Origin of the sequence: Acinetobacter sp. KAM396 (assembly GCF_021602765.1) — a bacterium.
GTDB classification, from domain to species: domain Bacteria; phylum Pseudomonadota; class Gammaproteobacteria; order Pseudomonadales; family Moraxellaceae; genus Acinetobacter; species Acinetobacter towneri_A.
The window spans coordinates 44,575-57,523 of record NZ_BPPH01000012.1; the positions used below are offsets into that span (position 1 = coordinate 44,575).

13 protein-coding genes, 1 tRNA gene and 2 pseudogenes are annotated in these 12,949 nt (G+C 41.1%); 11 read left to right on the forward strand and 5 right to left on the reverse strand.

The window, feature by feature from the left end; all coding sequences use genetic code 11:
- Positions 1-39: 39 nt before the first annotated feature.
- Positions 40-1,920, reverse strand: a complete 1,881-nt coding sequence (locus L6C30_RS08185) for a potassium transporter Kup (RefSeq protein WP_019838239.1) — start codon at positions 1,918-1,920, stop codon at positions 40-42.
- Positions 1,921-2,039: 119 nt separating this feature from the next.
- Between L6C30_RS08185 and L6C30_RS08190 the strand changes: the two genes are divergently transcribed.
- From L6C30_RS08190 to L6C30_RS08240, 11 genes and pseudogenes are all read left to right on the forward strand, one after another.
- A tRNA-Ser gene (locus L6C30_RS08190) sits at positions 2,040-2,130 on the forward strand.
- 199 nt (positions 2,131-2,329) lie between these two features.
- Positions 2,330-3,619, forward strand: coding sequence for an integrase arm-type DNA-binding domain-containing protein (locus L6C30_RS08195; RefSeq protein WP_236162836.1), 1,290 nt, complete (start codon positions 2,330-2,332; stop codon positions 3,617-3,619).
- A 32-nt stretch (positions 3,620-3,651) separates the two neighbouring features.
- Positions 3,652-4,713 (forward strand): hypothetical protein, encoded by a 1,062-nt coding sequence (locus tag L6C30_RS08200; protein ID WP_236162837.1) that lies wholly within the window; start codon positions 3,652-3,654, stop codon positions 4,711-4,713.
- A gap of 99 nt (positions 4,714-4,812) precedes the next feature.
- Entirely contained in the window at positions 4,813-5,100 is a 288-nt protein-coding gene (locus L6C30_RS08205) for an AlpA family transcriptional regulator (protein WP_068535178.1), read from the forward strand.
- Between the two features lie 2 nt (positions 5,101-5,102).
- Entirely contained in the window at positions 5,103-5,798 is a 696-nt protein-coding gene (locus tag L6C30_RS08210; protein WP_194559024.1) for a phage antirepressor KilAC domain-containing protein, read from the forward strand.
- Positions 5,795-6,109 (forward strand): annotated as a pseudogene (locus L6C30_RS08215) (hypothetical protein). Before L6C30_RS08210 ends, L6C30_RS08215 begins: the two are co-directional and overlap by 4 nt.
- A complete protein-coding gene (locus L6C30_RS08220) occupies positions 6,106-6,663 on the forward strand; it encodes a hypothetical protein (RefSeq protein ID WP_236162838.1) in 558 nt (185 codons plus the stop codon). The pseudogene L6C30_RS08215 and the gene L6C30_RS08220 overlap by 4 nt, the downstream one beginning before the upstream one ends.
- A 158-nt stretch (positions 6,664-6,821) precedes the next feature.
- On the forward strand, positions 6,822-7,616 hold the full coding sequence (locus L6C30_RS08225) for a helix-turn-helix domain-containing protein (protein WP_194559022.1): 795 nt from the start codon (positions 6,822-6,824) through the stop codon (positions 7,614-7,616).
- Positions 7,613-8,974 (forward strand): replicative DNA helicase, encoded by a 1,362-nt coding sequence (gene dnaB, locus L6C30_RS08230; protein ID WP_236162840.1) that lies wholly within the window; start codon positions 7,613-7,615, stop codon positions 8,972-8,974. The genes L6C30_RS08225 and dnaB overlap by 4 nt, the downstream gene beginning before the upstream one ends.
- 4 nt (positions 8,975-8,978) lie before the next feature.
- On the forward strand, positions 8,979-9,374 hold the full coding sequence (locus L6C30_RS08235) for a hypothetical protein (protein WP_236162841.1): 396 nt from the start codon (positions 8,979-8,981) through the stop codon (positions 9,372-9,374).
- Positions 9,375-9,394: 20 nt separating this feature from the next.
- Positions 9,395-10,072 (forward strand): metallophosphoesterase, encoded by a 678-nt coding sequence (locus tag L6C30_RS08240; RefSeq protein WP_236162842.1) that lies wholly within the window; start codon positions 9,395-9,397, stop codon positions 10,070-10,072.
- A 254-nt stretch (positions 10,073-10,326) separates the two neighbouring features.
- Here L6C30_RS08240 and L6C30_RS08245 read toward each other — a convergent pair whose 3' ends face one another.
- From L6C30_RS08245 to L6C30_RS08260, 4 genes and pseudogenes are all read right to left on the reverse strand, one after another.
- Positions 10,327-10,821 (reverse strand): hypothetical protein, encoded by a 495-nt coding sequence (locus tag L6C30_RS08245; RefSeq protein WP_004964749.1) that lies wholly within the window; start codon positions 10,819-10,821, stop codon positions 10,327-10,329.
- A gap of 13 nt (positions 10,822-10,834) precedes the next feature.
- Complete coding sequence (locus L6C30_RS08250) at positions 10,835-11,971, reverse strand: transcriptional regulator (protein ID WP_004964752.1); 1,137 nt, start codon at positions 11,969-11,971, stop codon at positions 10,835-10,837.
- Positions 11,972-12,168: 197 nt separating this feature from the next.
- Positions 12,169-12,417 (reverse strand): annotated as a pseudogene (locus tag L6C30_RS08255) (hypothetical protein); the annotation flags it as partial.
- A 47-nt stretch (positions 12,418-12,464) separates the two neighbouring features.
- Positions 12,465-12,932, reverse strand: coding sequence for a hypothetical protein (locus L6C30_RS08260; RefSeq protein WP_180066426.1), 468 nt, complete (start codon positions 12,930-12,932; stop codon positions 12,465-12,467).
- Positions 12,933-12,949: the final 17 nt, after the last annotated feature.

Here is a 12,949-nt window from a genome sequence, read left to right on the forward strand (position 1 = left end):
ACGATGCAATGCTGGTTTTTTCAAGCTGTTGAGTGATTTTTAAATTTCGATTTGACTACCCAACTCCACCACACGGTTGGTTGGAATTTGATAGAAATCACTCACTGGACTGGTATTGCGCTGCATTGAAATAAACAGTTTTTCACGCCACGGTGACATACCATCGCCCACCGTATGCACAATCCGATCACGCGAAATAAAGAAACTCATTTGCATCATATCGAATTCAAACTCAAGCTGTTCATAAGCTTGTTTCAAGGCATTCGGAATATTCGGTTGATCTTTAAAACCGTAGTACATGGTAATTCGATAAAAACGATCATCCAGTTTTTCGACTTGAATCCGATCTTCTTGCGGCACAAATGGAATATCACGCGTGATAACTGTTACCATGATATTACGTTCATGTAACACCTTGTTGTGCTTAATATTATGCAGCATGGCATGCGGCACGATGTTAGGCGTACCTGTCAGGAAAATCGCATCACCAGGGACGAACATGGTTTCGTTGCCCAGACTAATACTGTGAATGAACAGGTCTATCGGCAAAGCATCTTTTTCCAAACGATTGAAAACCAATGCACGACCATCTTTCCACGTCATTAAAATGGTATACATGATGGCGCCAATTAAAATTGGTACCCAGCCACCCGCTACAATTTTGAGCGAGGTCGAAGCCACAAAAATTAAATCTAGTGTTAAAAATGGCACAGCAAAAAGGGCAACCTTCCACATCGGCCAACGCCAAAAACCATAGGCCAACACTGAAATTAAAATAGTGCCACACAGCATGGTCATGGTCACTGCCACACCATAGGCACTGGCAAGATTGGCACTATTTTCAAACAGTAAAATTAAGATGAGCACCGAAATAAATAAGGCCCAGTTAATGAATGGCAAATAGATTTGACCACGTTCGACATCGGACGTGTGACGTACGGTCAGGCGTGGCAAATAACGCAATTGAATGGCCTGATTGACCATTGAAAATACCCCTGTAATCACCGCTTGAGAAGCGATCACTGCTGCAGCTGTGGCTAGACCAATCATCGGATATAAGCCCCATTCAGGCACCAACATATAGAACGGATTTTCAATTGCTGCAGGGTTGCGTAGCAGTAATGCGCCTTGTCCCGCGTAATTCAATAACAAACAAGGTAAGACAATTAAAAACCACGCAAGGCGAATGGGCATCCGCCCAAAATGTCCCATATCGGCATAGAGTGCTTCGCCACCTGTCATGGTCAAAATTACTGCACCCATAGTGAGAAATGCAACAAAGGGTTGGTCTACTACAAAGTTAAACGCCCAATGTGGACTGACCATGGCCAATACAAACGGAGTTTGGATGATACTGAGCAGCCCCGCACCGCCAATCGCTAAAAACCACAGCAAAGTCAGTGGTCCAAAAAATTTGCCCATCGTGCCGGTACCATGACGCTGCACAATGAACAGTCCCGCCAAAATACCAATTGAGAGCGGTACGAGCCATTGATTAAATATAGGTGTGGCAATACTTAGCCCTTCAATGGCTGACAATACTGAAATGGCGGGGGTAATAATGCCATCGCCAAAGAAAAGTGATGCGCCAATAAAGCCAAGTGCGATCAGAAAGATTTTTTTGTCTTCGGCAATGCGAGTGGTACGCAGGTTCAATGCCAATAATGACATGATCCCGCCTTCGCCATTGTTATCGGCACGCATAATGATGGTGACGTATTTGAAGCTGATGGTGAGCATCATGCACCAGAAAATCAGGGATAAAATTCCCAATACACTGGCTTGAGTAATTGCAAGATGTGCCGTTAAAAAAGTTTGTCGGAAGGCGTACAGGGGGCTGGTTCCGATATCCCCAAATACGACGCCAAGCGCAGCCAAGGTAATGACGGGTAAGGCTGCTTTTTTTGCAGTACTTTGCATAGGTGTCTTCGATTTAGACGGTATTTTTGAGAATCATAGCACTACGCTGAAAGTTTTTCTCTAAATCAAATGTTTCAACTTGGCTTTGTGCTATTTTTTGGTTATTATCCACCGCCTATGGTGAGGTGTCCGAGTGGCTGAAGGAGCACGCCTGGAAAGTGTGTATACGTTAATAGCGTATCGAGGGTTCGAATCCCTCTCTCACCGCCAAATTCGATATTTACGGTAGTTTACCGTAGTGCAAAAGGCTTGATCCTAAAGGGGTTAAGCCTTTTTTTATGCCCGATGCACTACGGGGAATAACGGTAGTATACCGACAACTTTGTCGGTATAAATCCAAATCAGCTAAGTTTTGACCAAAAACTCTCCAAAAGCGCTGATTTTATACCGACAACCAGGAGAAATCAGAATGGCAAAACAGTCTAATAAACTAACTGCTAAAGAGGTTAAAAATCTTAGCTTTGATGTGAGTGGGGCAAAGAAGCAGAGACACCCGGACGGCGGTGGACTGTATTTATTGATTGATGAAACAGAAGCGAAATACTGGCGAATGGATTACCGTCGACCAGTAACTCAAAAATATAACACCCTGGCAATCGGCACCTATCCAATGGTTAGCCTTGAGCAAGCAAGATCTAAACGTGATGAATTTAAGAAGATGTTGTTAGATGGCATCGATCCAGCTGAGCAACGTAATAATAAGAAACGTGAGCGACTTCAAACCTTAGAGAATACTTTCGGTAAATTTGCTGCAGAATGGCTAGAGATCCGTAGACACGAGGGAAAGGTAGACCACGAAACAATTCGCAAACTGAATAAAGATATATTGCCGTTTATTGGAAAGTTACCGGTTGCAGATCTGACCACTGAACAGCTGGAACGTGATGTGACTGATGCGATTATTGAACGTGGTGCACTTGAATCAGCGAGACGTATTAAGTCCATTATAAACATGGTACTCAAGCTTCCATTGAAGCGAAGAATAATTACCTACAACCCTGCTCCAGACATCATTCTTCCCCAGCCGACTAAAGGCAATCATAACGCTGTGACGGATGAGAAAGAGCTGGCAGATCTGTTGCGTAAAACATGGCGTTTAACCAAAGACTTTCCACGCACGAGAATTAGAACTGAGTTAGCAATAAAGCTATCAGCATATATCTACCAGCGCCCTGGGGAAATCAGAACCCTACTTTGGGAATCGGTAGACTTTGAAAATAGATGCCTGTCCTTTGCAGCAAGTAAAACCAATCAAGACCACATCGTACCGTTATCAATTCAAGCGTATGACATTCTCAAAGAACTTGAAGAATTGCGGACCACTTCAAAATACGTTTTTCCAAGTGTCAAAACTTCATCTGAGTGCATGAGTACAGATACCCTTACCCAAGTACTAAAACGATTAGGCTTTAAAGGGAAACATACAGCTCATGGATTCCGTGCAACGGCGCGAACCCTGCTAGATGAACAAATCGAATACAGAACAGACATTGTAGAACATCAGCTTGCTCACAAGGTTAGAGACCCGAATGGTACAGCTTATAACCGAACCAAATTTTTGCGCCGTCGACGCGAAATGATGCAGCTATGGGCTGATTATTTAGACACACTTCGTCAGGGGGGTGATGTATCGAAATTCAAGCCAAACAACGATAGTGAAAATTTAATTCACTTTAAACCTAATACCAAGATGGCATAGCTCTGCTGCGTTTTCTAAAAGGATAAATGGTCATGAGTAATATTAAAGATATTAAAAATCCAGCTCCTTTCTATACATTGAAGGATGCAGCGAAAGAGTTAAATCGAGCTTTGAAAGTTGATTACTATGATGCCAAAAAGCTATTAAATATGGCACTGGTATATGACCTGCAGCTCTATATCTTCGTAAAAGGCTGGCATGGTCAAGCATCTTATGCTGAAGAGATGACGGACGAATGGAACGAGTATGCTGATGTTAATAAACATGGCGGGTATACAAAGCTGCATTTCGATATGGATGCCACTCTAGAGGCTATTATCAATGCAAGACTTAATTTATTTTTTGATGATGGTTGCTTACTTGAAGTACAACAAGAATTAATAAAACTTTTAACTATAAATAAAAAGTTTATTGGAGATACTTCATTTAGTTATTTCGGAAATATTCTAGACATCCAAGACTCATATATAAGAAACCCCAAAAACTATTTTTTAGAAGTTTTTAAAGAAAGGCCTTCTTCTGTTTTAGTAAATGAACTTAGGGGATCTACGCTGCTTTCTGATGCTATTGCTTCCGTAACTGACGTCCATATTGCTTGGATTGAACTTTTGTGGGAAAGACCTAGGCTATATCATGGGTCTGTTATACCAAGGCCTGTAATTGACACCACAATTGAAAAGGAAGGTGAGCCTGCTATTTATCAAGCTATAAACCGAACAGATCTTCTAATAACCCATTATCAACTTTCTAGAATTATTGAAGGCTCTTTAAAGCTTAGAGGCAGAAAAGTTGAAACGATTGAAACTTTAATTGAAAAACAAATTCAAAAGCCACGAGGAATAAGCCCAGCCAGAGAACGAGCTAAATTAGCAGCAAAAACTCTAGCTAATTATCTATGGAGTCAAGATAGGGATAACAAAATTAAAATTAAAGAAATGGCTATTACAGTTTATGCAGAGCTAAGCCAGACCGAACACCGTATTGAATTACCTGATCAGGCCATATCATTAAAAGACTGGATTAAAGAAGTAGCTCCTCCTTATTCTAGAGAGCCTGGAAGGACCAAAGAAAAATATATATCAAGTGAAACTTAATATAGATCAAGTGGAACTTTCCATCTATTAACATATAAGAACCAACAACATACTACCTCTAACGCCGTTGCAGTACGAAACAAACGTTAGAGGTTTTTTATGTCTACTCATCAACAAACTACAGCACCAAAAGGCTTTTATCGCATGTCCCAACTTGCGACTACTGCACCACGCAAGGAACGTACTTACACCGCAAAAGATGGAACAACTCGAATTATTAAAGCTCGCCCTGAACGTCAAGGTCTGCTACCAATGGGGGAAACAACCATCTGGGATAAAGTGCGTGCTGGTGAGTTCCCTGCACCAATCAAGCTAACCGAACGAATTACAGCTTGGCGCATAGAAGATATTGAAGCGTGGATGGCTTCAAAAGGATTGGAGGCTTAATAATGAATGCTTCTATTAATGTACTTTTTCCATCGCAACAAATGCTGAGTTCAGATATCGCTTGCCTAACTAACATCCGCTTAGATTCTGTCAAAAGAACTATCGAACGTTTAGCTGAACGCCGTGTTATTGCTTTACCACCAACGGTGGAAAAGCCTACAAATGGCCGTACAAGTACTGAATATGTGTTTTCTGGTGAACAAGGAAAGCTTGATTCAATTACTGTGGTTGCGCAGCTCTGCCCGGAGTTTACCGCAGCAATTGTAAAACGCTGGTATGAGCTTGAGCAGCAGACTCCAGCATTCGATATCAGCAATCCTCAGCATCTCCTGCAGGCGATTGAAGTCCAAGCTAAACAGAATCTCCAGTTAAGTGCTGAAAACCAAGTACTCTCAAAAGCCATCGAAACAATTACACATACAGAGCACGGCGTTAAGTTTCAGCAAGCCTGCAAAATTTTGAATGTGAAGCAGCAAGAACTGGCTGAATGGCTTCGGAAACATAATTGGGATCGGTATCTAAACAATGCCAGAGCTTCAACTTATTACAGTGAAAATCGCGGCTACTGTGAAACTAAGTATTCACTCAAAGAAGGTGTAAAGCCTTCAGGTCAATCATACAGTTACACACAGACTGAGTTCTTCATATTGCCAAAAGGTATGCAGATCCTAGCTAAAAGGTTTGGGGAGCGGCCATGAATTTTCAAAATATTTTCTGTTTAAGGCTTCTCAAATTAAAAATGATCGGCTATATTGATCCTGTTCGGTGCAAAATCATCGAATTAGCTTTGGTCGGCTATGAATACACAAGCGCATACAGTCCGCTACGGGCTTTTTTTATGCGTAAAATCTCTATGCTTCTGCATCTCTATGGTGAAGCTGGAGAGGGACATCTTCGGATGTGCAGGTCTCTTGTGTACCTGTCGACCAACCCTTTTCAGCTTTACCACCCTCACTTGGTCGTGACTGGTAAAGCTCCTAAACAAACACAAGGAGCGCATTCGTCATGAACGCAAAAGTACAAATTCAATTTCCAGAACAATCAATTCCTTTTTACAGTGTCGCTGATATTATCAGTGCCTATTCACTTGCATCTGAAGCTGCCACACAACTTCGAACTTTGGCTAACCAGATCAACAAAGCAACGGCTTTCGTCAAAGCATTTGTACAAGAAAATGATAAAGCCGACTCCTCTGCTTTTGCTGAACTAGAAAATCTAATAATAATTTCCCAACAGCTTGCTAACAGTCAAGCAGACACTTGCATGCGTGAACTTAACAGACATACGCATAAGCCTGATGATCAGTACGGTGCTGGGGATCTGTTCGACACTTACTCTCTTGCTCATGAAAATACATCATGGCTTGAGACCATGTTTTATCAAATTAAAGATGAAGTCGAAGTAGTCAAAGAAACTATCAAGCAAGGTACTCATGGCGCCGTCTTTGGGACTCTTGAGCACTTAATTCATATTGCTGCGTATTGGGCAGGGAGTCATAGCAACACTTTCGATGTTGAACGCGAAAAGTATGAAGCGGAATGGGAGGCAACTAAAAATGGATAAGCCTTCTATCTCACCAGAGCAAACTCAAGTACAGCCAGAGCCTGTTGTCGATCAGACAGCAATGCCCCCATCAGCTGCATATATTGAATCAGTGCGTATTACTCCAGAGCGTCTCTGGAATACTGTGTTGAAAAATTATAAGCAGCAAGGAGGGCCTAGTGAGCATTGATGCAACACGCTGGGCTTGGACTGTTCCAGTGAACAATTCATCACAACGCCTCGTTCTGCTTTCACTAGCAGATCGAGCTGGTGAAGAACATACTGCTTGGCCAAGCATAGAAAGATTGGCAAAAGATACAGTGCTGGACAAAAAAACTGTTCAAAAAGTTATTCTAGAACTGATCGACCTTGGCTTGGTTCAAGATACGGGAGAACGTACTGGGCCGACCAAGCGAGTCAGAATACTTAAACTCAACGGCGTGAAAGGGCGCGAGGACCATACCCAAAATTTAGATGATGCCAATACACCCAAAAACGGGAACATTAAACAATCCCAAAAACGGAATGATTCCAAAAATGGGAATGATCCCGAAAATGGTGCTTTGAATAACCCCAAAAACGGGATGTTGAACGATCCCAAAAACGGGGTACAGAATCTATCAGGGAATCTACCAATGAATCTCTCTCAAGAGCATGACTGGATTCCTGATGTAGATCAGTTAATAACAAAGATAAAGATGGCAGGTCATGGCAACAATATAGACCTAATCTTTGGCTTACCTAGCTTTGAATTCGAGCTAAGTGCATTCAACTCTTATTTTGATAATAGCGGACTATCTGACAGTAAAAAACTTCATAAGTTCACGGCTTGGATTGTAGACAAGTTTGAACGCTACAAAAAGCAGAATCCTGAATATGGCATTCAGTCTCTGACCGGACAGCAAGCTAATACGGCTCAACCATTTCTTAATTTACCGACTAAGCCTAAGAGCCTATTAGGAGGTCCTCAATGAATACGCCTATTCATAATCTACAAATTGAACAAGCTGTACTTGCAGCACTGATGACTGTTTCAAGCTCGTATAGCCAAGTTGAAAATCTACTGACCGAAGAAGATTTCCACGCTACACGCCACAAACTAATTTTTCAGGCCATAGTAGATCTTGATTCTAAAAATTCACCATATGACGCCGTATTGGTTAACCAGTGGCTAGAAATGCGTAACTATTCTGAAGCTGCTGGTGGTGAGCAATACATCATGCAAATTTTAGGTGATGCCCCTTCCAGCTTTTATAACCTGGTGTCTTATGCTGAGAAATTGAAGGATCTGACGACTTGTCGCCAAGTTGAAGCTGAAGCCTTCAAGATCATTCAACAAGCAAGGCAACTAACAGTAAGCCGCGGCGAACTGGTCCAAAATGCGCAAACCGCCTTTGCCGATCTGAATACTGAATCAGGAAGTGAATCTCTATTTCACATCCATGATGCAGCAGCAAATACTTTTCAAGAAATGCATCGCAAGATTGAAGCAGCGCTTGTGGGCAGTTCTATGATTACAGGGATTCAAACGGGTATCTATGACCTGGACAAAAAGTTAGGCGATGTCGAACCTGGATGTCTAATGGTGGTGGCTGCACGGCCCGCGATGGGTAAAACTACGATGCTCCAGCTCATCGCAAACAATGTAGCAGTCATACAGAAAAAGCCAGCCCTCATCATGTCTGGCGAAATGCCTAAAGAGCAGATCGCCATGCGTCTCTGTTGCGCGATTGCACCGGCAGATATTGGAGTAGTACGCAATTCCCCTCATCTGCTACCTAAAGAGGAATTTACAGCATATACAAACGCCGTTGTGATGCTTCAAAAGGTACCAATGCAGATCAATGATACTTCCCGTCCATCTATTGCAAATATCAGGGAATCTATCCGTAAAGTAAAACATCAGTACGGCTCCATCGGTGTGGTACTGGTTGATTACCTTCAGATTATGAAGACAACAAAACAGTTCGCCCGGGAGGATTTAAAGATTGCTTATTTTACCGGTGAGCTGAAAGCCATGGCCAAAGAGTTTGATTGCGTCATTGTTCTTTTATCTCAGCTCAATCGTGAGTTAGAGAAGCGACCTAATAAAAGACCAATGATGTCGGATCTACGTGAATCGGGCGCGATAGAACAAGATGCAGACCAAATTATTTTCCTGTATCGAGATGAAGTCTATAACAAAGAAACTCGGTACCGAGGTATTGCTGAGGCTATTGTTGGCAAAAACCGTCACGGCGAAACAGGTACCGCATATATGCATGCTCAACTGAAGTATTGCCAATTTACCAATTTGGATTCTGACGCAATTAACGAAATTCAAGGAGCATAAATAAATGGCACACAGCATTGATCGAACTATAGCGCAGAAGGCCGCAGCTGACCGATTCATCAATCTAAGAACTAAAAAGAAAGTTAAAGAATTTATTGTTAAACAGCGCGGTTACAAACGTCCAGACTTTAATCGAATGATTCTGGACTTAAACAAATGTGGCTGGACACACGAAAAGATTGCATTTGTCTTACCAGTATCAGGTGCTTCAACAGTATCTGAATGGGCGCGTGGGGGTATTCCAAATTATGAAAATGGAGAGGCATTAATTCAACTATGGCGGACTGAAACGGGTGTTAGCCGTGAACCCCGTGAAGGTGAATGGATGACGTACAAATACAAGATTGGCCAAATGGATATTTTTGAAGATAGCAGCGAGATAAACGGCGTTATAGATTAATAAAATAAAAGGATTAAGGCATGAATTTAGTAAAAATTTGGGATAAAGAAATTAAAGGGAGGTTGTGGGCCGTTGGGGATATTCACGGTTGCTACAACCTGCTTATGACTCGCCTTAAGGAAATCGGTTTTGACTTTGAAAATGATTTGTTGGTTGCGGTTGGTGATCTGGTGGATCGTGGCACTCAAAACATTCAGTGTGTTGAGTTGCTGTCCAAGCCATGGTTTACGTCAGTGCGTGGCAATCACGAGGATTTATGTATTGGTGGGTTGCATGATGAGGCGTACAAGCAATGCCATATTTCCAATGGTGGAGAATGGTTTTACATGCTGGATGGGCAGGCGATGTACAACATTGCAAAAACCTTCGCTGAGTTGCCAGTTGTTTTAGAAATCAGTCACAACGGTAAAAAGTTCGGTTTTGTTCATGGGCATATTGAGCAGAACAATTGGGAAGAATTTAAGGAAACTTTTACTCAAGAGCCAACAGCATTCCGTGAACCATCCCAGTTAGCCATGTGGGGCCGTGACCGACTAGATGAGGAGAAAAAGCAGTACACCTGCGTATCAGGTGTTGATGCGGTCATTATGGGTCACACGGTCACCCAAAAGCCATGCAAGCGCGATAACTGCTACTGGATTGACACTGGTGCTGTGCACTGGGGAACCATGACAATTTTGGATTTGAGTCGACTTTAAGGAAATTAGATAGCATCTAATTTCATGCATATTAAGAATTGTAGAGCCGTAGCAAGAGATTGAAAGTAATTGGCAAAACCACAAGACAAATGTGATGGGTAACATCTTTTATAAAAAAAAGCCCACCTTTAAGGTAGGCATTATACTTGTGACCATAATTCAAAAGTATTAAGATTAAGTTTCCTAGGCTCGTCTAATACAGTTAATTCTGGTCAATTACTCGAGATAAGAACCGATATAAAAGCAATATGTTTTTATATCGGTTTTTTGTTTTCTGTATCTGCGGTCATATGATTGGTAGCATTCTTTCTTTCCTCTACGTCTTCTGTAAAGTCCATAGGAATTAGAATTGGCTCTTCGGTCGAATTGACGCTATTCCAGTGATCCATATCTAATGATAACTGCAATGCATCACCGAGAATTCCATCTCTTCGCTTCATGAATGACTTTTGTATTAATGGGCGTGGAGCTTCATCAATATCAATCCATAATGACTGTTGAGAGCCTTGCTTGGGCACTGCATGGTTTACTCGGTATGGTCGCCCTGTCGACTTATCTGTTCTAGTCTCCTCTCTCGCTGCAACAGCAATTTTTTTTGCTAAAACATCTAAAGGATCGACAGGTTCTGGAAGTTTATAACCCAGCTGCTCAACAGCAAACTTTGCCACCTCCTTTAAATCAACTTCCGATAGCCCGGTTTTCCTCTTATAAAGCCTTATGGCTTCTTGAAATGCTTGGTTTTGATTCACTTAAAATTACTCCTTAGTCTTCAAGTGGATAAACATCCCCCCAGCCATCAACTACAGCTGAAGGTGTAAGAATTGGTCGAATTGGAACCAAATGCTTTCTAAATAAATTGTATTTTTTCGTATGGTACTGAAGTTTCCCAGCAATAATTCCTGGATGTACTTTAATAGTATTTGCTAATCCCATAATGTCGATATCAGCAAAGAAAGGGTATTTACGAGCGATAAAACTATTCATTTTTTGCTCACTGATTGCATAATATGCCGCAGCCTCATTTGCAATTTTCTCATCCTCATCTTCACTTTCACCAGGGTGAATATCTATATCGATTTTTGGGACAATTTTACCGTGTCCCTGAATGACATGTTCTAACTCGTGGCGTAATACAAACCAAAAATTATCAATCCTATCAAAACGTAATGACATTCCAATAACTGGTGAAGTTCCATCATTTAACCATAGACATACGCCATCCATTTTTGATCCTTTAAGCGATTCTACAATCACAAAGCGGATACCGTGTTCCATAAGAATACGAGGAACTTTTCTAATTTCTTCAGCGGAATACAGTAAAGGTTTTAATTTTTCAGCTGCCATTTTTCCTTTTTCTGGACTATAGGCTGGCACAATCATTTCCGAGGCGATTCTTTTTACATGATTGATCCACGCTAACTGCACGGGCGTAGCAATATCATCACAATTAGATTTTTTTGCGCTATGAGGGGTTATTTCTATTATCTTTTCTAAAGAATCTACTTTAAAAAGACGTAATAACTCTGACTCAATCTTATTGAAATCTTTCTTATTTTCTACATTTAGCCATGAGCGATTAATCATATCGGCTATGGGTAGACTACCGAATAACTTAGCACGGTACTCAAGCTGAGGGTCCGGCATAATTTTAAGTCTAGCTTTGGCTAGATCATATTGACCTTGCAAATTAATAAACTGTTCGGCTGGTACTTTAAAGATATCTTCAAAAATAATAGCTAAATTAGGAGAAATAGATTTTTTATCTTGTAATAGCCTATTAACGCCAGACTCATCAATTTGTAAAATCCCAGCTAAGACTCTACCATTCCACCCCTTCTCAATTAGAAGAGCTGAAAGAGCTTGTCCAGGTGTACGATATTGTTCGAGATTTCTTTCCATAACTTGCAGATTATTTCAGTTTGCGCATTTACGCAAGTTTAAAATTATTTAGCTAGATATGTCCATAATATTTAGATTGGAAATTCCTTTAGATAAAGGCTTAATGCCAGTTAAATCTCACATTATTTAGATTATATTCAGAACTTTATTGGTGAAATCCAATAGCTTCGACTTTTATAAAATCAAAGACTTAATACTTACGGAGCAACTTTAAATTTCATCGGCTGGAAGTCTTCAATATGAACTTTCTTAGCCTTCAATAAATCTTCTCTTTTGCCATCCACGACCAGGATGGCGCGTTTAACCTGAACTGTCCAAGTGCGATCTGCTCCACACATAGTCTCTGATTCGATAAAGATATTTCCAAATGCTTTACCTTGAAGGTTTTGTATATCGCCGTAGGTTATTACATTCTCAGAAGTCCCTTGCACTCTGCCGGATTTGTCATAAGTTCAAGCTGAAATTCTCGATCTAAGATCATTTTATTTTCGTCCTATGCCTGCAGGTAATTCTCGGAAATTATCCAGCTCTTCTTCTTACCATCATAAATAGGCTGTAACTTAGCAATAGTCACATAATGCCAAAATCCATGACGTTCATTATGGATCGGAAGTACGACCACGAAATCTCCTTTCTTGAATTGGGCTTGCACATTTCCGCATGGTGCACTTACTTCCTGATACCCATCTTTAGTCACAAGATTTACTTGCACATCAATGGCGGATCGTCCCAAGCTTGCCATAGCTGGATCTTGTAAGGTTATCTGCAGGGATGCTTCATCTAATACGAAACCATGGATAGGCTGATTACTCTTAACCTCTGAAGTATATTTTTTACGGAGGAAGGCTGTTAACTCCTCTCTACTATCAAAAACTCTGACCTGATTCATTTTATTTTGGTATAGCATGAATCCTAAACTACTAATGGCTATTGCTATAATCAGAGCCAGAATATAAAGCATCTCAATTCTCTTTACTT